This is a genomic window from Acidithiobacillus marinus, from assembly GCF_002847505.1.
GTDB lineage: Bacteria > Pseudomonadota > Gammaproteobacteria > Acidithiobacillales > Acidithiobacillaceae > Acidithiobacillus > Acidithiobacillus marinus.
Genome location: NZ_MXAV01000040.1, coordinates 67,272 through 91,405 on the forward strand (window position 1 = coordinate 67,272; position 24,134 = coordinate 91,405).

At 55.0% G+C, this 24,134-nt stretch carries 22 protein-coding genes; all 22 read left to right on the forward strand.

The features are described from left to right. Position 1 precedes the first annotated feature (1 nt). The 22 genes from B1757_RS11030 (at position 2) to tilS (ending at position 24,125) form a co-directional block, all read left to right on the forward strand. The gene (locus B1757_RS11030; RefSeq protein ID WP_101538352.1) at positions 2-1,513 is read left to right on the forward strand and encodes a Ppx/GppA phosphatase family protein; all 1,512 of its coding nucleotides are present in this window, start codon (positions 2-4) and stop codon (positions 1,511-1,513) included. Positions 1,514-1,543: 30 nt separating this feature from the next. Continuing rightward, a complete protein-coding gene (locus B1757_RS11035) occupies positions 1,544-2,134 on the forward strand; it encodes a DedA family protein (RefSeq protein WP_101538353.1) in 591 nt (196 codons plus the stop codon). Between the two features lie 183 nt (positions 2,135-2,317). Continuing rightward, on the forward strand, positions 2,318-3,070 hold the full coding sequence (gene rpsB, locus B1757_RS11040; protein ID WP_101538354.1) for a 30S ribosomal protein S2: 753 nt from the start codon (positions 2,318-2,320) through the stop codon (positions 3,068-3,070). Between the two features lie 30 nt (positions 3,071-3,100). Further along, the gene (gene tsf, locus B1757_RS11045; protein ID WP_101538355.1) at positions 3,101-3,979 is read left to right on the forward strand and encodes a translation elongation factor Ts; all 879 of its coding nucleotides are present in this window, start codon (positions 3,101-3,103) and stop codon (positions 3,977-3,979) included. After that, positions 3,980-4,705, forward strand: coding sequence for a UMP kinase (gene pyrH, locus B1757_RS11050; protein ID WP_101538356.1), 726 nt, complete (start codon positions 3,980-3,982; stop codon positions 4,703-4,705). It abuts the gene before it with no gap. Next, the gene (gene frr / locus B1757_RS11055) at positions 4,702-5,262 is read left to right on the forward strand and encodes a ribosome recycling factor (RefSeq protein WP_101538357.1); all 561 of its coding nucleotides are present in this window, start codon (positions 4,702-4,704) and stop codon (positions 5,260-5,262) included. The genes pyrH and frr overlap by 4 nt, the downstream gene beginning before the upstream one ends. Before the next feature lie 5 nt (positions 5,263-5,267). Continuing rightward, on the forward strand, positions 5,268-6,032 hold the full coding sequence (gene uppS, locus B1757_RS11060) for an undecaprenyl pyrophosphate synthase (RefSeq protein ID WP_253253821.1): 765 nt from the start codon (positions 5,268-5,270) through the stop codon (positions 6,030-6,032). After that, a complete protein-coding gene (locus tag B1757_RS11065) occupies positions 6,014-6,832 on the forward strand; it encodes a phosphatidate cytidylyltransferase (protein ID WP_101538358.1) in 819 nt (272 codons plus the stop codon). The genes uppS and B1757_RS11065 overlap by 19 nt, the downstream gene beginning before the upstream one ends. After that, positions 6,829-8,007 carry a 1-deoxy-D-xylulose-5-phosphate reductoisomerase gene (gene ispC, locus B1757_RS11070; RefSeq protein ID WP_101538359.1) on the forward strand — a complete coding sequence of 393 codons (1,179 nt, stop codon included), beginning with the start codon at positions 6,829-6,831 and terminating at the stop codon, positions 8,005-8,007. The genes B1757_RS11065 and ispC overlap by 4 nt, the downstream gene beginning before the upstream one ends. Positions 8,008-8,019: 12 nt before the next feature. After that, on the forward strand, positions 8,020-9,375 hold the full coding sequence (gene rseP, locus B1757_RS11075) for an RIP metalloprotease RseP (RefSeq protein WP_101538360.1): 1,356 nt from the start codon (positions 8,020-8,022) through the stop codon (positions 9,373-9,375). Then, entirely contained in the window at positions 9,372-11,708 is a 2,337-nt protein-coding gene (bamA, locus tag B1757_RS11080; protein WP_101538361.1) for an outer membrane protein assembly factor BamA, read from the forward strand. The genes rseP and bamA overlap by 4 nt, the downstream gene beginning before the upstream one ends. An 18-nt stretch (positions 11,709-11,726) precedes the next feature. After that, positions 11,727-12,260: an OmpH/Skp family outer membrane protein gene (locus B1757_RS11085; protein ID WP_101538362.1), complete on the forward strand. Its 534-nt coding sequence runs from the start codon at positions 11,727-11,729 to the stop codon at positions 12,258-12,260. After that, on the forward strand, positions 12,257-13,318 hold the full coding sequence (lpxD, locus tag B1757_RS11090) for a UDP-3-O-(3-hydroxymyristoyl)glucosamine N-acyltransferase (protein WP_101538363.1): 1,062 nt from the start codon (positions 12,257-12,259) through the stop codon (positions 13,316-13,318). Before B1757_RS11085 ends, lpxD begins: the two co-directional genes overlap by 4 nt. Next, positions 13,308-13,757 carry a 3-hydroxyacyl-ACP dehydratase FabZ gene (fabZ, locus tag B1757_RS11095; RefSeq protein WP_172437686.1) on the forward strand — a complete coding sequence of 150 codons (450 nt, stop codon included), beginning with the start codon at positions 13,308-13,310 and terminating at the stop codon, positions 13,755-13,757. Before lpxD ends, fabZ begins: the two co-directional genes overlap by 11 nt. Beyond that, positions 13,754-14,536 carry an acyl-ACP--UDP-N-acetylglucosamine O-acyltransferase gene (gene lpxA / locus B1757_RS11100; protein WP_101538364.1) on the forward strand — a complete coding sequence of 261 codons (783 nt, stop codon included), beginning with the start codon at positions 13,754-13,756 and terminating at the stop codon, positions 14,534-14,536. Before fabZ ends, lpxA begins: the two co-directional genes overlap by 4 nt. After that, complete coding sequence (locus tag B1757_RS11105) at positions 14,533-15,486, forward strand: Gfo/Idh/MocA family protein (RefSeq protein WP_101538365.1); 954 nt, start codon at positions 14,533-14,535, stop codon at positions 15,484-15,486. Before lpxA ends, B1757_RS11105 begins: the two co-directional genes overlap by 4 nt. 15 nt (positions 15,487-15,501) lie before the next feature. Further along, entirely contained in the window at positions 15,502-16,605 is a 1,104-nt protein-coding gene (locus B1757_RS11110; RefSeq protein ID WP_101538366.1) for a DegT/DnrJ/EryC1/StrS family aminotransferase, read from the forward strand. A gap of 3 nt (positions 16,606-16,608) precedes the next feature. Continuing rightward, positions 16,609-17,736 carry a lipid-A-disaccharide synthase gene (gene lpxB / locus B1757_RS11115; RefSeq protein ID WP_101538367.1) on the forward strand — a complete coding sequence of 376 codons (1,128 nt, stop codon included), beginning with the start codon at positions 16,609-16,611 and terminating at the stop codon, positions 17,734-17,736. After that, positions 17,733-18,332, forward strand: coding sequence for a ribonuclease HII (rnhB, locus tag B1757_RS11120; RefSeq protein ID WP_101538368.1), 600 nt, complete (start codon positions 17,733-17,735; stop codon positions 18,330-18,332). The genes lpxB and rnhB overlap by 4 nt, the downstream gene beginning before the upstream one ends. Further along, positions 18,329-21,826: a DNA polymerase III subunit alpha gene (dnaE, locus tag B1757_RS11125; RefSeq protein WP_101538369.1), complete on the forward strand. Its 3,498-nt coding sequence runs from the start codon at positions 18,329-18,331 to the stop codon at positions 21,824-21,826. The genes rnhB and dnaE overlap by 4 nt, the downstream gene beginning before the upstream one ends. Positions 21,827-21,856: 30 nt before the next feature. After that, complete coding sequence (locus tag B1757_RS11130; RefSeq protein WP_101538370.1) at positions 21,857-22,807, forward strand: acetyl-CoA carboxylase carboxyltransferase subunit alpha; 951 nt, start codon at positions 21,857-21,859, stop codon at positions 22,805-22,807. Beyond that, entirely contained in the window at positions 22,767-24,125 is a 1,359-nt protein-coding gene (tilS, locus tag B1757_RS11135) for a tRNA lysidine(34) synthetase TilS (RefSeq protein ID WP_253253822.1), read from the forward strand. Before B1757_RS11130 ends, tilS begins: the two co-directional genes overlap by 41 nt. Positions 24,126-24,134: the final 9 nt, after the last annotated feature.

A 24,134-nucleotide genomic window follows, 5' to 3' on the forward strand; every position in this document is an offset into this window, starting at 1 on the left:
CATGACCGAGCCTGACACCACTGCAATATTGGATGATTATCTGGCGGCGGTGGATCTGGGTTCCAATTCCTTTCATATGGTGGTTGCCGAAGAGTTGGGCTCGGAAATCCGGCTGCTCGACCGCCTTCGCGAAGGCGTCCGTCTCGCCGAGGGATTACGGGATGATGGTACTCTGGATCCGGTAGTGGAAAAGCGTGCCATTGCCTGCCTCGCGCGCTTTGGGCAGCGCTTGCGGGGTATTCGTCCAGAGCGGGTGCGGGTCATCGGAACCAACACCCTGCGTCAGGCCAGTGCTGCCGAGGGGTTTGTCCAGGCCATAGAAAACACCCTGGGCTTTCCCCTGGAAATTGTGGCTGGACGCGAAGAAGCCCGCCTGGTTTATCTGGGCGTTTCCCACAGTCTGGCTGTGGATGCCAATGAGCGGCGTCTGGTGATTGATATTGGCGGTGGAAGTACGGAACTGATTGTCGGGCAAGGTTTTGCTCCCCACCACCGTGAGAGTCTTCATTTTGGTTGCGTGGTTTCCAGTCGGACTTATTTTCCCCATGATCAGATCACGGAAGCGGCTTGTGAGCGCCTGGAAAAACGGGTGCGGATGGCGGTGGATCCCATGCTCGAAGAATTCACCGGTCATGGTTGGGATCAGGCTGTGGGCTCTTCGGGAACGGTGAAGGCCATTGCCAGGGTCCTTTCCGAAAATGGTCAGGGTACCCGAATTACCCGGGATGGCATGTACTGGTTGCGCCATCGGCTTTTGCAGCTGGGTTCTGTGGGCGCCCTGACCCACATGAAAGGCCTCAAGGCGGATCGTGCTCCGGTTTTTGCGGGTGGTTTCATGATTTTATTCGGCTTGTTCGAAGCTTTGGATATTCAGGAAATGCGTTTTTCCGACGGTGCCTTGCGTGAAGGGGCTATTTATGACCTGCTGGGCCGTATTCATCAGGAGGACACGCGTGAGCTGAGTATTGTCAGTCTTCAGGAGCGCTTTCATAGCCAGGTGTCGCGTAATCGCGGAGTCCTGGCCTGGGCGGAGTATTTTTTTGCAGTGGCCCGGAAAAGCTGGTCACTGGATGGTGCCCACCAACAGTGGTTGCAGTGGGCAGTGTTGACCCATGATATTGGTCTGGATATAGCCCACTCCGGTTTTCACAAGCACGGAGAATATATCTGGCGGAATGCCGATCTTGCCGGGTTTTCCCGCCGTGAGCAGCTGGTTGTCGCAGCCTTGTTGCGCGCCCAACGCAAGCGATTACCCCCACAGTCTTTTTTTGCGGGACTGGGGGTTACCACGGAAGACATACAGGCTGTGCAAAGGCTGGCAGTACTTCTGCGCCTGGCCATCTTGTTTCAAAGGGATGCGCAGATATCCTGTAATGATCTTGACGTGCAGTTATCGGGAAATGACTGGCGATTTGTTCTCCCTGATCATACTACCCGGACGATGCCCCTGCTTTTGGCAGACCTGGAACAGGAACATGAAAATATAGCCCCGGATTTTCATTTGCACTGGTAAGAGGGTGCGGTCATCGAATATCTGAATCCCTTGCTGCACTGGTTGCATCTTCCACCCCTGACCTTGGCTGTTATCAAGGAATTTCTGCGGCAGTACGGTTATTGGATTCTATTGATCGGCACCTTGCTGGAAGGGGAAGCGGTAGTCATTATTGCCGGGGCTCTCGCTCATGCGGGGGTGCTCGACCTAGGCGCGGTGATCCTGGTCTCCTGGCTAGGAAGCACTATCAATGATCAGGTGCTCTATCAGCTGGGTGCGCGTTATGGTCAACGTCTGATTGATTGGTTGCCGCATTTTCTCAAGCGACACGTTACCCAGGCGGAGGGACTCATCCATCGTTTTGGTGACTGGGTAACGCTATTGTTTCGTTTTATCTATGGAACCCGCACCATTACGCCGATTCTCCTTGGTGTACATCATTATCCGCCCCGGCGCTATCTGCTGATGAATCCGTTGGCCGCGGCGGTGTGGGCGGCGCTGATAGCCAGCATCGGTTATGTTCTGGGAGCCTCCCTGAACAGTCTGCTGAGCAGCGTACGTTATGTTCAAATCACTTTATTGCTGCTGTTCTTGCTGGCTGCCTTGTTCTACTGGCTTTGGCACCGGCGCAAGACCGGCTAGTGTTTATGGCAGATTTCAGGTGGATCTCTCCTTGCACTTGCCCAAGGGGCTGAATCATGATAAAAACCGCTGGGCTTTGCCCTAATACGCACACGTCTCCTGAGGGAATTTCCGGGTGTCCGCAAGGATGGGGTTTCCGGTGACGTGGTGGAACTTAACCCTATGAAAACTGGAGAAATCTCTATGAGCAGCAATGTAAGCATGCGTGCCCTGCTGGAAGCAGGTGTGCACTTTGGTCATCAAGCCCGTTACTGGCATCCCAAAATGGCCCCTTACCTTTTTGGTGAGCGTAACCGCATTCATATTATCAACCTCGAACATACCCTGCCCATGCTTCGGAGCGCGCTGGCTTTTATCGAGCAGGTGTCGCGCAAACATGGCCGAGTGCTTTTTGTAGGTACCAAGCGCCAGGCCCGTGAGGCTGTAGAGCAGGAAGCCCGCCGTTGTGGCGCTTTTTTTGTCAATCAACGCTGGCTTGGTGGTACCCTGACCAACTTCAAAACCATCCGTCAGTCCATTCGCCGTCTCGACGAGCTGGATCAGATGACCGCCGATGGCACCATGGAAAAGCTGACCAAGAAAGAGGCTCTGACTTTGTCTCGCGAGCGCGAAAAACTGGAGCGCAGCCTGGGCGGCATCAAGGAAATGAATGGTCTGCCCGATGCGATTTTTGTGATTGATGTAGGTCATGAAAATATTGCTGTGCTGGAAGCGCGTAAGCTGGGTATTCCCGTTATTGGCGTAGTGGACAGTAATTGTGATCCCCTGCTGATCGATTATCCGATTCCGGGAAATGACGACGCCACCCGCGCCATCCGCCTCTATGCCTCTCTGGCGGCAGACGCCATCCTCGCCGGTCGTCAGGGTAGTGAATCCGATCTGCTGGATGAGTTCGTCGAAGTGGAAGAAGAAACCATTGAAATCGATGCCGATTGACGCTTTCACCACATCAGCTAAGGAGTGATCATGGCTATTAGTGCACAACAGGTAAAAGAATTGCGTGAGCGCACCGGCGCCGGCATGATGGAGTGTAAAACCGTCCTGACGGAAGCCGATGGCGATATGGAAGCAGCAATTGATTTGCTGCGCACCCGTGGTCTTGCCAAGGCCGACAAAAAGGCCAGCCGAGTCGCGGCTGAGGGTGTGATCGTGACGGCTCTGGGTGCGGATCAGAAGCAGGGAATTGTCCTGGAGGTCAATTGCGAGACCGACTTTGTGGCCAAAAATGATGATTTTCTGGGCCTGGCCCGGGATTGCGCCGAGCAGGCGCTCAAGCAAGGTCTGAAAGAGGTGGATGCGCTCTTGGCGGATTCCAGTATTGAAGATCGGCGCAAGACCCTGGTCAGCAAGCTGGGTGAAAATATCAGCCTGCGCCGCTTGCAGCATCTGCAGGTCAAGGACGGCGTTGTCGGCGCTTATGTGCATGGCAGCCGCATCGGCGTGTTGGTAGCCCTCGAAGGTCAGGCGGCAACCGATGAGCTGGGTAAGGATGTGGCCATGCATGTGGCGGCGGCGCGCCCTGAAGTCGTCCGCCCTGATCAGGTTTCACCCGAGCGTCTGGCCCGGGAAAAAGATATTCTCGTGGCCCAGGCGGCGGAAAGTGGCAAACCTGCCGATATTATCGAAAAAATGATCTCGGGACGGCTGAACAAGCTGGTGAATGAAATCGCGCTGACTGGACAGGCTTTTGTGAAAGATCCGGACAAAACCGTGGGACAGCTGGTCAAAGCTTTTCCCGGGGTGGAAGTTGCTGAATTCATCCGTTTTGAGGTGGGTGAAGGCATTGAAAAGGCGCCGACAGCCGATTTTGCCAGTGAAGTTATGGCGCAAGTCCGGGGGTCCTGAATGACCGCTCCCCTGTATTCACGTGTACTCCTCAAACTTAGTGGGGAGGCTTTGATGGGGGACGGGCAATACGGTGTGGACCGCGATGTGGTGCGCCGAATGGCTCGGGAAATCAAGGATGTAGTGGATTCTGGGGTGCAGGTGGCCATTGTCATCGGAGGCGGTAATATATTCCGTGGAATGGCCAAGGCCGCCGAAGGGATGGATCGTGCCACCGCCGATTATATGGGGATGCTGGCCACAGTGATGAATGCTCTCGCTGTCCAGGATGCCCTGGAACATTTGGGTCTGCCCACACGGGTGTTGTCCGCTCTGCATATCGAACAGGTTGCCGAACCTTATATTCGCCGGCGCGCCATTCGCCATCTGGAAAAAGGCCGGGTTGTCATTTTTGGGGCGGGAACGGGTAATCCTTTTTTTACTACCGATACCGCCGCCAGTTTGCGGGCAGTAGAAATCAATGCCCAACTGGTTCTCAAAGGCACCAAAGTCGATGGCGTCTATACAGACGATCCGGTTACCCATCCTGAAGCCATGCGCTATCGGGAGTTGTCCTATAATCAGGTCCTGGAACAGAATCTGCAGGTGATGGATGCGACAGCCATTACGCTGTGTCGGGATAATGACATGCCCATCATCGTTTTTTCCATCAATAAATCCGGCGCACTGATGCGGGTGATGCTGGGTGAAGAGGAAGGCACTTCGGTGCGTAGAGAGATCCCATGAGTATTCAAGAAATCAGAAAAGACGCTGAAACCCGGATGAAGAAAAGCATCGAGTCCCTGAAGGGAGAGCTGACGCGTTTGCGTACCGGGCGGGCCAGCGCGGGGTTGCTGGATCATGTCATGATTGATTATTACGCTACTCCGACTCCTCTGGCCCAGGTGGCCTCGGTGTCCGTTGCCGACGCCCGTTCCCTGGTGGTCACCCCCTGGGAAAAAAACCTCATTCCCAAAATCGATAAAGCCATTCGTGATGCCGGATTGGGTCTGAACCCGGTGGCGGGTTCGGACAATATTCGTGTGCCTTTACCCGCTCTTTCAGAAGAGCGCCGCAAGGAGATGGTCAAGGTAGTCCGTCAGGAAGGGGAGGGTGCGCGGGTGGCAATTCGCAATATCCGTCGTGATAGCATTTCACAGATCAAGGATTTACTGAAACAAAAAGTCATTTCTGAAGATGAGGAACGTCAAGGCGAAGAAGCTTTCCAGAAGCTGACGGATCGTTTTGTGGACGAAGTGGATGCGGTGGTGGAGGCCAAGGAAGCTGACCTCATGGAGGTCTGAAGCCGGTGTCTGCGCTGCCGATACCTCATCTTTCGACAACTCCTCGTCACATTGCGGTGATCATGGACGGTAACGGCCGCTGGGCATATCGCCAGCATCTGCCCCGGGTGGCGGGTCATCGGCGCGGGGCAGAGGTGGTTCGAGAAATGGTCCAGTCCTGTGTGGATCTGGGTATTTCGCATTTGACCCTGTTTGCTTTCAGTACGGAAAACTGGCGACGGCCCGCCCTGGAAGTTCGTTTGCTGATGAATCTGTTTCGCCTGTTATTAAAACGCGAAGTACGCAAACTCCATGAAAATGGTGTGCGTTTGCGCATTATCGGCGATCGTGTCCCCCTGGAAAGAGATATCCGTCAGATGATGGAAGAGGCTGAATCACTGACCCGGGACAATACATGTTTGTGCCTCAATCTGGCGGTTAATTATGGCGGGCGTTGGGATATTACCCAGGCTGCCCGCGCTGCAGTGGCAGCTATTCAAGCCAATGGCCAGGATCCGCAAATGCTCAGCGAACAGGATATTGCGCAACATCTCAGTTTGGCCGAGATTCCTGAGCCGGATTTGTTGATTCGTACCGGTGGAGAAGAGCGGATCAGCAACTTCCTGATCTGGCAGTTGGCCTATACGGAATTTTATTTTACCGATACGCTCTGGCCGGATTTTGATCGTGCTTCCCTGGAGCATGCCCTGCATTCATTTGCGCATCGACAAAGGCGTTTCGGTCGTACCGGTGACCAGGTTCAGGAGGGCGATTGCTCCGCCAGCGACTGATCACCGCCATTTTTTTGTTTTTTCTGGTTTTTATCCTGGTTTTTCAGGCTTCTTCAGGGGTTTTTCTGGGCTTTCTGCTGCTCCTGGCCCTGTTGGCCGGACAGGAATGGGGACGCCTCAGTTTACTCCCCAAGCCCTGGATACTCTTGTTATCACTCAGCTTGCTGTTGCTGTTACTCCTGCCGCTCTGGATGCGCGCTCTGGCAGGTCCGCCATTGGCAGATATGGCTGCGCTGGGATGGATATTATGGGCATTCATCATGTTGGCACACGCCCCCAGTCCGCTCCGGGACGCCCCGCTCTGGCAACGTCCATTGACCGGTATTTTACTTTTCCCCGCTTTTTTGCCGGCTTTCTGGCTATCCATGCGTCTTCAGGAGCAGATTCCCTATGCATTCTTATGGGTGATTTTGATCATCAGTGCCGGTGATGTAGGAGCGATGACCTTTGGCAAGTTATGGGGGAGGCGGCGACTCATCCCCCAAGTCAGTCCAGGTAAGACTTGGGAAGGTCTGCTGGGTGGCTTGCTTGCCAGCGCCATTGTGGGCACACTGGGAACCTGGATCTGGCTGGGTACCTATTGGCGTGTGCTCATGTCAGGGGCTGTGCTGGGGGCGGTGACCGCGCTGTTCGCAGTCATTGGTGACCTGGCTGAAAGTTATCTGAAACGCCGCGCGGATTGTAAGGACAGCGGGCAATTGCTGCCGGGGCATGGTGGGCTGCTTGACCGTCTGGACAGTATCAGCGCGGGTATCCCGGTGTTTGTGGCCGGGCTTTACTATCTGGGTTGGTGGAAATGACAAGAGGCATTTGCATTCTCGGAGCCACGGGCTCCATCGGTAAAAGTACCCTGGATGTGCTCTCCCGCCATCCCGAAACATTCCGGGTAGTGGCTTTGACGGGTAACCAGCGGGTTCAGGAAATGCTGGAGCTCTGTAAAATTCACCAACCGGAGCAGGTGGTGATGGCCTCGCCAGACGCGGCACGGCAATTAGAGCTGCTACTGCGCGACGCCGGGCTCAAGCAAATTCGGGTAGAAAGCGGTCCCGAGGCGCTTGCCGGGGTGGCCCGTATGGATAGCGTGGATGAAGTGATGGCCGCCATCGTCGGCGCTGCCGGACTACTACCTACCCTGGCTGCGGTGGAAGCCGGAAAAAAAGTCTATCTGGCCAACAAGGAATGTCTGGTCATGGCCGGCAAGCTGTTCATGGACCGGGTGCGTGCCCGCAACGTGGTCCTGCTGCCCATTGATAGTGAACATAATGCGGTGTTCCAGTGTTTCGCCGATGGGCGCGGTGTGCGCCGCATTTTGCTGACGGCTTCCGGTGGTCCGTTCCGGACCTGGCCCCTGGAGCGGTTGGAAGGCGTGACTCCAGATCAGGCCTGTGCCCATCCCAACTGGGTGATGGGTCGGAAAATATCCGTGGATTCAGCGACCATGATGAATAAGGGGCTGGAGGTCATCGAAGCTCATTGGTTATTCCAGCTTCCCGCCGAACAAATTGATGTGGTCATTCATCCCCAGAGTATCATTCACTCCATGGTGGAGTACGTGGATGGTTCGGTGTTGGCGCAACTGGGCAACCCGGACATGCGTACACCCATTGCTCATGCCCTGGCCTATCCGGAGCGGATGGAGAGTGGCGTATCTTCCCTGGATTTGGCCCAGGCGGCTGACTTGCAGTTTGAACAACCTGATCTGCAACGTTTTCCTTGTCTGGCTCTGGCTTTTGCGGCTTTGCGCAGCGGTGGTGCTGCGGCAACCGTTCTCAATGCTGCCAACGAGGTGGCGGTACAGGCCTTTCTCGATGAGCAGTTGCCTTTTGCCCGGATTGCTGCGGTCGTCGAAGATGCCTTGGCAGAACTGCAACCAGCGGCGCCGGATGCGCTGGATGCTGTGCTGGCCATCGATCACGAAGCCCGGGTGGTAGCTGGTCGGCACTTACGCCGTCATGCTGTATCTCCTGTGGTCTGATTACGGAATCCCGTGCAGGTTCTGGAAACCATCGCGGCCTTTATTCTGGCGATCGGCATTTTGGTGCTGATCCATGAATCCGGGCATTTCTGGGTGGCCAAGTTCATGGGCGTCAAGGTGCTGAAGTTCAGTATTGGCTTTGGCCCGGCCCTGATCAGCCGGCGTTGGGGCAAAGATCATACCGAGTATGTGATTGCCGCCCTGCCTTTGGGTGGTTATGTCAAAATGCTGGGCGAGCAGTCTGGAGAGGAAATTCCTCCCGAGGATGGTCATCGGACTTTTGACGCCCTGGCGCCCGGTAGGCGCTTTTTAATTGCTCTTGCCGGGCCAATGGCCAATCTGCTTTTTGCCGTGATTGCTTATGCGGGGGTGGCCTGGATCGGCATTCCAGGACTGGCCCCGATTATCGGTCTGGTCAGTGATCATTCCCTGGCTGCCCAGGCGCATTTGCAGCCGGGTCAGCGCATCACGGCCCTGAACGGGCAAAAAGTATACACCTGGGAAGATATGCGTACGGGGCTGTTGTCGGCAGCCATTGCCCGTGTCCCGGCGCATCTGCAGACCAACAATCAGGGAAAGGTGACTACCCATACTTTACCCTTGCAATCTCTCAAGGCTGACTCAGTGGGGCCGGATTTCCTCGAGAAGGTGATCGGTATGGCGCCCTATCTTCCCGCCACCGTAGGTGCCGTTGAACCTAAAACTCCAGCCGCTGCAGTAGGGTTGGTTCCCGGTGATCGGATTATCCGCGTCAACCATCATCCAGTGCCCAGCTGGGAGAGCCTGGCCCGCCAGATTGAATCCCATCCTGACAAAGTATTAGAGCTGACTTATCGCAGCACTCACGGAGTCAGCAAAACCGTACAGATCAAGCCACAGATGTTTCTCGACAAAGCCGGAAAGGCCATTGGCCGCATTGGGATCGTGATGGCGCCATTGCCCCCGGATTTGATCGTCACGCGCCACCGGGGACCAGCGGAGGGGCTGTTATACGGCCTGCACAGTATCTGGCAGATGTCCTGGATGACCGTGGAAATGATTGTGCGGATGATTCAGGGTTTTGTTTCTCCTGATAATATCAGTGGACCCATTGCCATTGCCGAATATGCAGGTCAGTCTGCCCAGGCAGGGGTGGCACCATTTCTGTCTTTTCTGGCCTTGGTCAGTATCAGTCTGGGTATTCTGAATCTACTGCCTATTCCCATTCTCGATGGCGGACATCTGGTGTTTTATGCCCTGGAGATGCTACGGGGTAAGCCCCTTTCACCGGCAGTGGTGCAAAAAGCCCAGCAGATCGGTATAGTGCTGCTTCTGATGCTGATGTCCTTCGCTTTTTACAATGATATTACGAGATTGATGACTCCGTGAAAAAATTCAGCCTGACTTCGCCGACGCCTCTTGTTCTTGCCTCGGGCCTAGCCTGTATGGCTGCTGTCTGGGCAGCACCTGCCTGGGCATTTACCCCCTTTACGGTAAAAAATATCGAGATCAGAGGTCTCCAGCATATCGCTCCAGGGACAGTATATAATTATCTGCCCATCCATATCGGCGAAGAAGTGGATGATCAAAAAGCGCAACAAGCCATCAAGGACTTGTATTCAACCGGTTTTTTCAAAGACGTCACCATTGCCCGTTCGGATGAAAACTTGCTGGTGATTGTGCAGGAGCGCCCCATTATCGCCAGTATTAAAATGCATGGCATCAAGGCATTTTCCAAAACCGAGGTGGAGGGCACCCTGAAAGGTATTGGTCTGGTGGATCGCCATATTTTCAACCAGTCCATTCTCGATGAGGTGGTCCATGGTTTGCAGCAGCAGTATGAAGGCATGGGTTACTACAACGCGAAAATTCATGCCAAGGTGCAGAAGCTGCCGCGTAATCGGGTCGCCATTAGCATAGATGCTCAGGAAGGAGAGCAGGCGACGATCAAGCAGGTGACGATTGTGGGCAATCATGCTTTCAGCGAAAGTCGCTTGCGGAGCCTTTTCAGTATTGGTGCTCCCGACGCCTTTTCATTTTTCACTAAAAATGACCGCTACTCTCAGGAAAAGCTGATGAAGGGTCTGGAGGCTCTGCACAACTTCTATCTGGACCGGGGCTACCTGAATTTTGATATCGAATCCAGTCAAGTACAGGTCACCCCTGATCGTCGTTTCGTGTATATCACCGTCAACATTCACGAGGGACCGGTTTATCACATTAAATCCGTCAATTTGAGCGGTAACTTGGTGCTTCCCAAGCCGGAACTGGAAAAACTGGTGGAAATTCATCCTGGAGAGGTTTTCTCCCGGTCCAAGATCAACGATACCAATAGTGCTATTGCCGACAAGCTGGGAGACTTGGGGTATGCCTTTGCCAATACCACACCGGTACCGACGGTCGATGAAAAAACCCGGGAAGTGGCATTGAATTTTGAGGTGGATCCCGGCCGCAAGGTCTACATCCGGCGTATCGAAATCACCGGTAATGACCGCAGTAAGGACTATGTGGTGCGGCGTCAGTTCCGGCAACTGGAAGGATCACTGTATAATGGCGCCCAGATCAAGCGCTCCAAGGAGCGCCTCCAGCAGACGGGATTTTATGACAAGGTGGATACCAAAACGGTTCCAGTTCCCGGTCATCCCGATCAAATGAATCTGGATGTACATGTCAGTGAACGACCGACCGGAAGTTTTAGCCTGGGCGTGGGTTACTCTAATGCGCAAGGTATTTTGTTCAATGGTTCCATCAGCCAGAAAAATTTCATGGGTACGGGTAATGCCCTGTCGTTTTCGGCTAACGTCGGTGGTCTGGGAACGGCCTTCAACTTGTCGTTTACAGATCCCTATTTTACCCCGGATGGCATCAGCCTGGGCTTTAATTTGTACCGGAATGATACGAATCTTTCCAGTCTCGCAGTGGCCCCATATCAGGAAATTGATTATGGTGCCACAGGGACGCTGGGTATACCCATCATGCGCTATGTTTATGATTATATGTCATTGGGTTACAGTAATACGACCATTAATCTGACTTCTTCTAGTACCCAGATTTATAATTCATATGTGCAGACATTCGGAAATACAGCGACTGCAGTAACCGTTGGTAACAGTTTGGTATATGACAGTCGTAATTCGCCCATCTTCCCCACCAAAGGTCTGTATACCAGCCTGGATATCAAAGCGGCCGTGCCGCCGGGTGACCTGAAGTGGTATAAGGCAGAAGTAAAGGCGGATTATTATCATCCCATTACTTCCTGGCTCACTGGTGGACTCAGTGGTCGTTATGGCTTCATTAACGGCTATGGCGGGAAACCAGTGCCTTTCTTCAATAACTATTATCTGGGCGGTCCGACAACCCTGCCGGGCTACCAGACATATTCTCTGGGTGAGCAAATCGATGGGTATCCAGTGGGTGGGACACGAGAGTTGTTGCTTAATGCCAGCTTGTATTTCCCATTACCGGGGCTTGCGGATAATCATAATTTCCGGATGTCGCTGTTTGCTGCCAGCGGCTGGGTGTATGGCGTGCAGTCTTATCTAGGGGGTTCCAATAGTTCAAGGTATTTCCCCAGCCTGGGAGATATGCGCAGTACGGCGGGTATCGGGTTCCTGTGGATCAGCCCCCTGGGTCCGCTGCGTCTCTCGCTGGCTGTTCCTCTGGATAAAAAGCCCGGTGATCTCACCCAACCCCTGCAGTTCACTGTGGGTAACAATTTCTGATGCGCTGGTGATGTTTTGATGATGCGGCAGTGGTTTCTGGGTGTGATGTTGTTGGTGCTTGCCGGAATGGCCTCGGCGAGCCCCATGAAAATTGGTTTTGTCGATCTGGACAAGGCGCTGCGTGAATTGCCGGAGGCTCAGGCTGGAGCTGCCAATCTGAACAAGCAGGTAGAAGCCAAACAGAAATCCATCGAGGCCAAGCGCCAGCAAATTGATACCTTTCAAAAGACTCTCGAAAAAGATTTTCCGCATTTGAGTAATACGCAGCGTCAGGATCGAGAAGCACAGTTACAGAACATGATTCTCAGTCTGCAGCAATTTCAGCAGCAGGCTCAGGACAGCCTCAATTATCAGCGTAATCAGATTCTCAAAAATATCCAGAAACAACTGGTCAAGGTGGTCAGCCAGATTGGCAGGGCGGGACATTACACCGTTATTCTCAATGATAAATCGGTGCTTTATGTGAGCGGTGCCATTGATTTGACCGGGCAGGTAGTTGCTGCCATGAAAAATTCGGCAGTGCAGCCCGTTGTGACAAAGAATAAGCCATGAAAACCGGCACACACCAACTCCAGGATCTAGCCTGCCACATCGGTGGAGAACTGCGCGGTCAGGCAGACTATTTGATCACGGGGGTTGCGCCTCTCGAATTGGCTCAGTCTGGAGATATAACTTTTTATTTGTCAGGGACTTTACGCAGCACCTTGCAGTCCAGTCAGGCTGGCGCCGTGATTCTCAGCCCGCAAGCGGCGGAAGATTTTGTCGGAAACGCCATTATTGTGGCCAATCCCTATGCTGCTTTTGCCAAAATCCTCCACCATCTGTTTCCCATGCCGCGACATGAACCGGGTGTGCATCACAGCGTGCAAATGGATCGTGATGTTCAGGTTCATCCCGAAACGCGGATGGATGCATTTGTCCGAGTGGAATCCGGAGCGAAAATTGCAGCGGGTGTCTGGTTGGAGACGGGGGTATTTATTGGTGCCAACGTCGAAATTGGGGCCGGCACCCATATTTATCCAGGGGTAAAAATTTATCGGAACTGCCGGATTGGTGAACGCTGCATCATTCATGCGGGTGCAGTGATCGGCGCAGATGGTTTTGGTTTTGCAGAAGAAAATAAAAAATACATCAAAATTCCGCAAGTAGGTGGGGTGCAACTGGGAAATGATGTGGAAATCGGGGCAAATAGTTGCATTGATCGTGGCGTGTTAACAGATACTGTGCTTGGCGATGGTGTGAAAATCGATAATCTCGTCCAAGTCGGCCATAATGTGCACATCGGCGCACATACGGTGATTGCCGGACAAACCGGAGTTGCTGGTAGTACCCATATTGGCCGTTATTGCCGCATAGGTGGACAGGTGGGCATTGCTGGGCATATTGAAATTGCCGATGGCTCCGTAATTGCAGGACAGAGTGCCATAACCCATTCTCTGCGTGTTCCTGGAGTTTATTCTGGCGTGGTACCAGCCCACGAAATTACCCGTTGGCGACGGATTGCGGCCCGTTTTGACGGTTTGGATACCTTGTTTCGGCGCGTCAAGCTACTGGAAAAGAAGTCTGCGAGCCCGGCATCATCTGACGGAGAGCTATTGAATGGTGAGTGAACTGAATATTCAAGATATTATGAAGCGATTACCCCACCGCTATCCTTTTTTGCTGGTGGATCGCGTGCTTGCTGTAGAAGTGGGTAAATCCCTCCATGCAGTCAAAAATGTCACCATGAACGAGCCCTTTTTTCAGGGTCACTTCCCGGCCATGCCGGTCATGCCGGGAGTTTTGATCATCGAATCTTTAGCCCAGGCTGCAGCGCTCCTGGCTTTTGTCTCGGAAGACAAGTATGGAGAAAATGCAGCCGTCTATTTTGCAGGGATAGACAAGGCTCGTTTTCGCAAACCCGTCACTCCGGGGGATCGTCTGGAATTGCATGCGAACGTCAGTCGCCGCCGTACTGGGATGTGGCAAATGGAAACCCAGGCGTTGGTTGATGGTACCGAAGTGGCTTCGGCCCTTTTGATGGCCACGTTGCGGGAAACTGCTCCGTGAGTACGGATATCCATCCTTCGGCGATTATAGAGCCTGGCGCTAAAATAGGATCAGGTTGCAAAATCGGGCCTTTTGCCGTGATTGGCGCCCAGGTGGAAATAGGCGAGTATTGCCAGATAGGTGCTCATGCCGTTCTCGAAGGTCCTACCAAGCTCGGCAGCCACAACCAGATATTTCAGTTTGCTTCTGTGGGAACAGCGCCTCAGGATATGGGCTACAAGGGTGAGTCTACCTCTTTGGAGATTGGCTCTCACAATACCTTGCGGGAATTTGTGACCGTTAATCGTGGTACCTTGAAGGGCGGTGGCGTAACCCGCATCGGTAGTCACAATTTGTTGATGGCCTATTGTCATGTAGCCCATGATTGTCATATTGGCGATCAAGTGGTGATGGCCAATGCCGCCACATTGGCCGGTCATGTCCATATCGAAAATCATGCCATTCTCGGCGGACTATCTGCTGTACATCAGTTTGCCCGGGTGGGGGCGCACGCCATTTTGGGCGGGGGAACCATGGCACCCCTGGATATCCCCCCCTACATGATGGCGGCGGGCAATCATGCCAGCCTGCATGGTATCAACGTCCGCGGTTTGGCGCGTCGGGGGATTTCCCGGGAGACTATTTTGCAGATCAAACGCGCTTACCGGCTTTTGTTTCGTTCCGGCCAGCGTTTGGATGCGGCGATGGAAGAAGTCGAACAACGGGGCCTCGATGCTCCCGAGATCGCGCATCTTCTCGCGTTCATTCGCAGCAGCAAAAGAGGAATTACGCGACCATGAAGCATCTCAAGACCGCTGTGATCGGTGTGGGCCATCTGGGTCGATTCCACGCCCAAAAGTATGCCAGTCTTTCCGATTTGCAGGGAATCTATGATGCCAACCCGGCCCGGGCTGCCGAAGTAGCCCAAGAGCTGAATTGTCGGGTATTTGCTAGTATTCCTGAGCTGCTGTCTTCGGTAGAGGCCATTTCCATTGCTACGCCCACCTCTACCCATCATGAAGTCGCCGAATCCGCCCTGCGCGCCGGGGTTCATTGTCTGGTGGAAAAGCCGTTTACCCTGAATATTCAGGAAGCCGATGCCTTGATCGCGCTGGCCCAGGAAAAACAACTGGTGCTGGGTGTAGGCCATATCAAACGGGTCCATCCGGCTATCCGCCATCTGCGTCAGGCCGGTTATGGAGCTCCGCGCTATCTGGAAGCCGAGCGCCTGGCGCCTTTCAAGCCGCGCTCTCTGGATATTGATGTCATCATGGATCTCATGATTCACGATCTGGATCTGACCTTGCTGCTGACCGGCGCCGAACCTGTCGATGTGCGCGCCGTTGGGGTGGCTGCCGTGACAGACAAGGCTGATATGGCCAACGCCTGGGTGACCCTCAACAATGGCAGCGTAGCCAATCTTGCCGCTTCCCGGGTGGTCCGCGAGCCGGCCCGGCGTCTGCGGATTTTCTGGCAGGATCGTTATGCCTCAGTGGATTTCATCCAGAATACTCTGCACATTTATCATCGTGGTGAAGGGGCGGTGCCCGGCATTCCCGGGGTTCGCGATGAAGCCATTGATTTGCCCAAGAAAGATGCCCTGGCTGCGGAAATTGAAGATTTTCTGACAGCGGTCATGCAGCAATCCCCGGTATTCTGTGACGGGCAGGCGGGCCGTCGGGTGCTGGCAGCGGCCTTGCAGGTGCGCAGTGCAGTGGATGAATTTCTTTCCCGTAAGCAGGAAAAATAAACAGGAAAAACAAGCATGAGTCAAAACATTCCTATGGTGGATTTGCGGACCCATTTCCAGCCGTTGCGTGAAGAAATCCTCGCGGGCATGGGAAAAATTCTGGATCAGGCGAGCTTCATTCTGGGGGAGCATGGCCGGGCCCTGGAAAGCGAAGTGGCCCAGCTTTGCGGTGTCGCCCACGGTGTGGGCTGTGCTTCGGGTACTGATGCCTTGCTGCTGGCGCTGCGCGCCTTGGGTATCGGCCCTGGAGATGAGGTCATTGTGCCGACCTTCACCTTTATTGCTACTGCCGAAGCGGTGCTCTATGTGGGTGCCAAGCCGGTGTTTGTGGATGTGGACCCGCACAGTTATGTGCTCACAGTGCCGCTGATTGAAGCGGCTATTACTGCCCGTACCAAGGCGATTATTCCGGTGCATCTCTATGGATTGCCCGCTGACATGCCGGCGATCATGGCGCTGGCTCAGCAGCATGGTTTGAAAGTCATCGAAGATTGCGCCCAGGCCATAGGGGCCAGTATTCACGGTCGCCCGGTGGGCAGCTTTGGTGACCTGGGCTGTTTTTCCTTTTTCCCCAGCAAGAATCTCGGCGGGGCTGGTGATGGCGGGATGGTGGTGACCAATGATCCCGCACTGGACAAGCAGTTGCGGGGCTTGCGCAATCATGGTTCCTGGCAGACGTATCATCATGATGTGCTCGGTTACAATAGCCGTCTCGATGAAATGCAGGCACTCATTTTGCGTACGGAATTTCCGCATCTGGCGACTTTCAGCGCTGGTCGCCAACAGGCAGCGGCCTGGTATGGCCAGCATCTGGCCGGTCTGGATCTGCAACTGCCTAGTGCGGCCGATGGATATCAGCATGTTTATCATCAATATACCATTCAGCTGGAGGGTCGGGATACGGTGAAAGCGGCCTTGCAGGCGGAAGGCATTGCCAGTGCCATTTACTATCCCATTCCGGGTCATCGTCAGAAAATGTTTGGCGAGCAGGTTCAGGGACATTGTCCCGTCGCCGACAAACTGGCCGAGCGGGTACTTTCCCTTCCTATGTTCCCCGAATTGCAGGAAGCACAAATTATCCGGGTGGCCGAAGTCATCCGTCGCAGCCTCCGGGCTTAGGACTTGGGCAAGGTATTTCTCCTTGCCGTAGAACGCTCCGGGGAAAACCTCGGGCTGGAAATCATGGCCAATGCGGCGGCCGCCGGACTGGATCTGCAATGGTCAGGGGTGGTCGGGGCACGCTTACAGGCGGCCGGGGTGGATAATATTGCCGATGGTGAAGTGCTGGCAGTTATCGGCTTGATTGAAGTGCTGCGCCATTATGGAGCGCTGCGGCGACTTTACCACCGGGTCGTAGCTCACCTGAAAAAAGAAAAACCCCTCTGTGTGATCCTGATCGATCACCCGGCCTTTAATCTGCGTATCGCCAAGGTGGCCAAGGCTCTGGGTATCCGGGTTCTTTATGTGGTAGGTCCGCAAATATGGGCCTGGCGTGGCCAGCGCATTCATCAGATCAAGCAGATGGTCGATCAGATGCTGGTGCTTTTTCCCTTTGAGGTGCCCATTTACACTGAAGCCGGGGTTCCTGTGCAGGTGCTGGCACATCCCCTGCTGGAGCAGACGGCTGCCGCACCGGATCGGGTGACTGCCAGAGTGGCCTTGGGTCTGAAATCCGATCAGCCGGTCTTGGCCCTGTTGCCAGGTAGTCGTCGCGGTGAGCTGGAAAAGCTTTCTCGGCGCTATGCCGAAACAGCGGTCCTGTTGCGCCGGCAAATGCCTCATCTGCAACTGGTCGTGGCTCTGGCCCGTCCCGAGTTGGCGAGTACCTGGAAGCAGCACTGGCAGCGCGGTGCTGGTCCAGAGGATGCGTTGGTCGTCAGCGCCCAGACCCGGACCGTGTTGGCCGCCGCCGAAGTCGTGCTGGTGGCTTCCGGGACAGCGACTCTGGAAACCGCCTTGATGGCACGCCCAGCGGTCGTGGTGTACGTCCTCAATGCCTTGACCTATGCTTTCGCCAGAAGATTGGTCAAAACACCGTTTGTGGCCATGCCGAATATTCTGCTCAAGGAGGCGGTTTATCCGGAATTCCTGCAGAAAGATTTCACGGCAGATCAGGTGGCTGCCACACTATTGTCTCTATTCGGTGCAGCCGGACAGGAGCAGCTGCGGCGCTTGCAAAGGCTGCGCGGCTTGCTGCAGGGAGATTCTCCAGAAGCGCTGCAGCAGGTCCTGCGGAAGATGCTCACATGAAGCGGCCCGTAGCACCGGTGCTGGAGCATTGGGGGCCGGGGTGTGCAGGGGTGGATGAAGCCGGACGTGGTCCCCTGGCCGGGCCGGTCATTGCCGCAGCGGTCATTTTGCGCGAACCACTATATGGTCTCAATGATTCCAAGAAGATGACGGCCAGGGCGCGTTTGCAATGGGCTCTCAGAATTCGTCAGGAAGCCCTGGCCTGGTCCGTGAGTTGGGCTGCCGTCTGGGAAATTGAGCGTTATAATATTTTGCAGGCATCCTTGCGCGCCATGTCCCGGGCCGTAGGCGCATTGCCTGTGCGCCCCCAACGCATCGTGGTGGACGGCAACCAGACACCGCCCGGCTGGCAGGTCGAGACCGTGGTGGGCGGCGATGGGCGGGTCGATGCCATTGCGGCGGCCAGTATTCTGGCCAAGGTTACCCGTGATCAGACCATGCAGGTACTGGATCGTTATTATCCAGCTTATGGCCTGGCCCGGCACATGGGTTATGGTACCGCCGCTCATTTACAGGCATTGCAGCGTCATGGCCCGTGCCCGCTGCATCGCCGTGGTTTTGGCCCGGTGGATCGGGCCTGGGAGACAGGACAATGAGTGACCCCAGCTTCGTGCATCTGCATGTGCATTCCGAATATTCCCTGGAAGACGGTATTATTCCGGTGAAGGCACTGGTGAAACGCTGCGTTGAAAAAAACATGCCGGCGGTAGCCATTACCGATCATGGTAACCTGTTTGCCTTGGTCAAGTTTTATAATGCCGCCCGTAGTCAGGGCATCAAGGCGTTAATTGGCAGTGAAATCTGGATTCATGATCCGGCTGACGCAGAGCGTCCTGCCAGTCTGATTTTGTTGTGCATGAATAAAACCGGTTATGGGCATCTCAGTCGCTTGCTGAGTCGGGCCTATCTGGAAGGTCAGCAGCAGGGGCGTCCGCAAATTCAAGCAGGGTGGTTACAGCAAGCCAACACGGGGCTGATTGCGCTGTCCGCAGCCGGGCAGGGCGAAATCGGTCGAGCGTTGTTACGCCATGACCAGGTGCAGGCGGAAAGGCTGGCCCGGCAATATGCTGACTGGTTCCCCGAGCGTTTTTATCTGGAATTGCAGCGGAATGGTGAGCAGGATCAGGAAAGTCTGGTGCAGGCGACCCTGGCCTTGGCGCAAAAGCTGAATTTGCCTGTCGTCGCCAGCAATAATGCCCACTTTCTGGATGCCAGCGATTTTGCCGCCTTTGATGCCCGGCAGTGTATTTCTGCGGGCCTGACCCTGGATGATCCACGCCGGCCAAAGCGTTTCACGACAGAACATCGTTTGCCAGATCCCGAGGAGATGCGGACGCTTTTCGCGGATATTCCCGAGGCCTGTGACAACACGGTGGAAATTGCCAAGCGTTGTAATCTGGAGCTGGTACTCGGCCAATATGCCCTGCCCGATTACCCGATACCCGCAGGTCAATCCATTGATGACTATCTGCACGAGGCGGCGCAAAAAGGCCTGCAGCAGCGTCTGCAAGCTTTGAAGATCGGTGGCGAAGCCAGCCATCCCTATCATGAACGCTTGCTGCGTGAGGTGGGCGTGATTCAAAAAATGGGTTTTCCCGGCTATTTTCTGATTGTGGCTGACTTTATCCAGTGGGCCAAAAATAACGGGGTGCCGGTGGGTCCCGGGCGCGGCTCCGGAGCAGGCTCTCTGGTGGCTTATGCTTTGGGGATTACGGATCTGGATCCCATCAGTAATGGTTTGCTGTTTGAGCGCTTTCTGAATCCCGAGCGGGTATCCATGCCCGACTTCGATGTGGATTTCTGCATGGACCAGCGTGACCGGGTCATTCAGTATGTGGCGGAAAAATACGGACGTGACCGGGTCGGGCAAATCATTACCTTCGGCACCATGAAAGCCCGGGCGGTGGTTCGCGATGTAGGACGAGTGCTGGGCTTGCCTTATGGGTTTGTCGATCAGCTCGCCAAGCTGGTGCCTGCTGATCTGGGTATGACTTTGGCGAAGGCTCTGGATGAATCCGAAGAATTGCGGCGTCGTCAGACGGAAGAAGATGACGTCCGGGATTTGCTGGATATTGCCCTGCGGCTGGAAGGGCTGCCGCGCCATGCTTCTACCCATGCAGGTGGTGTGGTCATTTCTCCGGAGCCACTGGCCGATCGCTTGCCCCTGTTTACGGATAGCTCTGGTGAAAGTGGCAACGTGACCCAGCTGGATAAGGATGATGTCGAAAAAATGGGGCTGGTCAAGTTCGACTTTCTCGGTCTGCGGACCCTGACTATCATTGATATGGCCGTCAAGCTCATCAACGCCGCACATCCATCCCATGTTCCCCTGGACATTCAGCAGCTGCCCCTGGACGATCCGGAAACCTATGCCCTCCTCAAATCCACGGAAACCGTCGCCGTATTCCAGCTCGAATCATCAGGCATGCGCGATCTGGTCCGCCGCCTGCAACCCGATACTTTTGAAGATATTGTCGCCCTGGTCGCCCTGTTTCGCCCGGGACCCCTGCAGTCGGGCATGGTGGATGATTTCATCGCCCGCAAACATGGCAAGGCTCAGGTCACCTATTTGCACCCCGATCTGGCGCCGATTCTCCAGGAAACCTATGGGGTAATCGTCTATCAGGAACAGGTCATGCAGTCCGCGCAGGTGCTGGCGGGCTACTCCCTGGGTGGCGCCGATTTGCTGCGCCGTGCCATGGGCAAGAAAAAGCCCGAGGAAATGGCCAAACAGCGCAGTATTTTTCTGGAGGGCGCCCATAAAAATGGTCTGCAACCCGATCAGGCAGGCGCTATTTTTGATTTGATGGAAAAGTTTGCCGAATATGGATTCAATAAATCCCATTCTGCAGCCTACGCGCTGGTCTCCTATCAGACCGCCTACCTCAAGGCCCATTATCCCCAGTTTTTCATGGCTGCCGTACTGACCGCAGATATGGATCATACCGACAAGGTTGTGGCCATGATTGCCGAGTGCCAACGCATGGGCCTGCGCATTGCTCCGCCCAGCGTACAGCGCAGTGGTCTGGAATTTCGTCCCGAGGGCGACCAGGATATCCGCTTTGGTTTGGGGGCCATTAAAGGACTCGGCCGGGCGGCTATCCAGGCCATTCTGGAAGCGCGTGCCGTGGGGCCCTTCACGAGTCTTTTTGACCTGCTCTGCCGGGTGGACAGTCAAAAAATCAATCGCCGCGCTCTGGAGGCCCTGATTCGGGCGGGTGCCATGGATGACTGGCAGGTATCGCGGGCAGATCTCATCGCCTCGCTGGAAAATACCATGGAAGCTGCTGCACAATATCAGCACAGTCAGGCCAGCCAGCAGGAATCGCTGTTTGCGGGGCTGGAAGCTTTACCGGTTGCGCCGCCCATGAGTCAGGCTGTTCCCTGGACATCCACTGAAACTCTCCGCCAGGAGCGGGAAACCCTGGGTTTTTATTTCAGCGGCCATCCTATGGATACCTTGCGCGACGAGCTGGCGGAACTGGATGTCCAGCCATTGGGACAACTTTCGTCGGGGACCGTGGTACTGGTGGCAGGATTGGTGGTCGCCCGGCGCAGTACCCGCACTAAAAGAGGCGACCGGATTTATTTTCTGACCCTGGATGATGGTGTCGGTCGTCTGGAAGTGGTGGTATTTGCGGAAGTCTGGGCACAGGCAGGAAAAATGGGTGATGGCGAGGAACCGGTCCTGGTGCTTGGCGAGGTGGGGGAAGATAGCTACTCGGGGGGCTTGCGTCTGAGCGCCCTGCGGGTAATGGATCGCCATCAGGTCCGGGCAGAATTGGCGGCAGAATTGAAGCTGGAGATTCCCCGGGAAGTCGCGCTGATTCCTGAGCAACTGCGGGACTGGCTACAACAATATCCGGGTCCGGTACGCTTGCGCCTGGAAATGCCAGTAGACAATGACCTGCGGGTGCTGTTAAAAGTGCCAGATAGTTTGAGTTTTTCTGCCACTGAAGAGGCGTTGGTGGCATTGCGCGCCCTGCTGCCCGAGGGGCGCTGGCAGTGGACGCATCGCGCAGCCCAGTTGCTGGTCAATAATGTGATTCCTCTGGAACGTGGACAGCGCAAAACTCGCCGTCCTGCCTGAAATCTATTTTCATACTTGTCAGGAGTGTTAATGAAAATCAGTTATCTGGATTTTGAACAAGGCGTTGCCGAGCTGGAGGCCAAGGTAGAGGAATTACATGCCTTGAATCAGCCCGGCATTGCCGATGAAATCAAGCGGCTGGAAGTGAAAGCTCGCAAAGAATTGCAACGCATTTATAGCAAGCTGGGTGCTTGGCAGACCGTCCAAGTGGCGCGTCATCCCCAGCGTCCCTATACCCTGGATTATGTGCAAGCCTTGTTCAGTGAGGTGCAGATTCTTGCGGGAGACCGGGCCTTTGCCGATGATCAGGCGATTATCGGCGGGCTAGCCCGCTTTCATGATCAGCCCATTGTCTGGATGGGACATCAGAAGGGTCGTGATACCAAGGAAAAAATCCAGCGAAATTTTGGCATGCCGCGTCCTGAGGGTTATCGCAAAGCGTTACGGCTGTTGCGTTTGGCCGAGCGATTTCAATTGCCGGTGTTCACCTTCATTGATACGCCCGGGGCTTATCCGGGTATTGGCGCGGAAGAACGCGGGCAGAGTGAGGCCATTGCCCGTAATCTGGCGGTCATGTCGGATCTGCCGGTGCCCATCATATGCACCGTCATTGGTGAGGGGGGGTCTGGTGGTGCGCTCGCCATTGGGGTGGGTGACCGCATGCTGATGCTGGAGTACAGCGTCTATTCAGTGATTTCTCCCGAAGGTTGCGCTTCCATTCTCTGGAAAGATGCCGCGATGGCGGCAGAAGCCGCAGAAACGCTGGGTATTACTGCCCGGCGCTTACAGTCATTAGGACTGGTGGATGAAGTGTTGGTGGAGCCTCTGGGTGGTGCCCATCGTGACCCCGAGGCGGTCTTCAAGCTTCTCCGGGAGAGTCTGGCCAGACATCTTGCTGATTTAAAAAACCTGGAAACCAATAAATTGCTGACTACTCGCTATGAACGACTCATGCATTATGGAGTGGTCGGCGCGGCCTGAACTGGAGCAAAGACTCCAGAACCGTTTGCAGCAGTGGGAGCTGACACCGCAAAGGCCACTGTTGGTGGCCTATAGTGGCGGCTCTGACTCCACTGCCTTGCTTGCGGCTCTGGTCGCTCTTGAATACCCGGTTCATGCCCTGCATGTCGATCATGGCTGGCATGCGCAAAGTCCGGTCTGGGCGGATTTTTGTGTCACCCAGACCCAAGCCATGGGCGTTCCCTGTACCGTCTTATATCTGCCCCCGGATACAACCGGGGAAGGTCCGGAAGATCAGGCCCGGCGCGGGCGTTATGCAGTGCTGACCGAGCAGTTGCAAGAGGGGGATATCCTGTTGACGGCCCAGCACCAACAGGATCAAGCGGAAACTTTCTTGCTGCAGTTGTTGCGCGGCACCGGTATAGCCGGTCTCGCTGCCATGCCCTGGCAAAAACCGCTGGGCAAGGGACAACTGCTGCGTCCCCTGCTGCAAGTACCCAAAAGCGTGATACGCGATTATCTCCAGCAAAAAAATCTTCCTTACTTGCAGGATCCCGCCAATCAGGATCCGCGTTTCGACCGGGTACGCGTGCGCCAGCAGTTATTGCCGCTCTTGCAGGAGATGGGTTGGGCGCATGCGCCAGGGACATTGGCGCGTACAGCAGAAAATATGGGAGATGTATATGCCCTGGTAGAGGACTGGTTTACTATCCAGTGGGAACGCCACCGCACAGCCTTTCCGCAACTCCGGGAAGACGCGGTGTCCCTGGAATTTTTACGGAAATTGACGCCGGCTTTGCAGCGCATGTTCTTGAGAGGCTGGTTACAAAAGCTTCGGGTACCTCTGCCTAGTCAGGCACGCCTCACGATCCTGCAACAAGCTTTGGATTCTGGATTGGGCAGGCGTATTCAGTGGGCCGGTGCGGCATGCTGGTTACAGGGGCAAACCCTTTATTTGTGGCGAAGTTCGGACTTCACTGGAGATTGGCAGGAAGGTCCCTGGCAGAGTGATTCAGCACTGCCTTTCGCGGGTTGGGAATGTCAAAAAGTCGAAGCCTTACCTTCTGGGTCTGCGCATCAGGCATTGTCGGCTGCATTTTCGGAAGAAACATTATGCTGGCGACGACGGCAGCCGGGTGAGCTAGTCCGCATGTCCACCGGAACGCATCGGCCATTGAAAAAAATCCTGCTCGAGGCGGCAGTACCCCCGGATTGGCGGGCGCATATCCCACTGCTGTGGGATACCCATGGACATCTTTTGTTGATACCCGGATTTTATACAGCACCATGGGCGCGCGCAGCGTTTGGAACTGCTGCGCTTTGTTTTATCAGACGTTGAACTGAAATA